Below are 307 nucleotides of genomic sequence, written 5' to 3'. Positions count from 1 at the left end.
CGACCGGCCAGGCGCAGCGCCGCTTCACGCGCGTCGGCCTCGTCCGGCCACTTCGAGAGGGCATTGAGCGCGTTGGCCACCGCCTGCGCGTTCATTGATTCGCGCAGCCCTTCATCCGAGGTCAGGCGACCGGCCAGGCGCAGGGCCGCTTCACGCGTGGCGTCCTCGTCCGGCCACTTCGAGAGGGCATTGAGCGCGTTGGCCACTGCCTGCGCGTCCATCGACCCGCGCAGCCACGCATCCGAGCCCACGCGACCGCCCAGACACAACGTCGCTTCACGCGCGTCGTCCTCGTCCGGCCACTTCG

General features: G+C 71.0%; 1 pseudogene. It reads right to left on the bottom strand.

Annotated elements, in window-relative coordinates:
* Window positions 1-307: pseudogene (locus tag EVC45_RS45310) on the bottom strand (hypothetical protein); the annotation flags it as partial.

Origin of the sequence: Paraburkholderia sp. UYCP14C (genome assembly GCF_004197395.1) — a bacterium.
GTDB lineage: Bacteria > Pseudomonadota > Gammaproteobacteria > Burkholderiales > Burkholderiaceae > Paraburkholderia.
The sequence above is the reverse complement of the archived record's forward strand: the minus strand, read 5'-3'. Positions and strand labels throughout refer to the sequence as shown.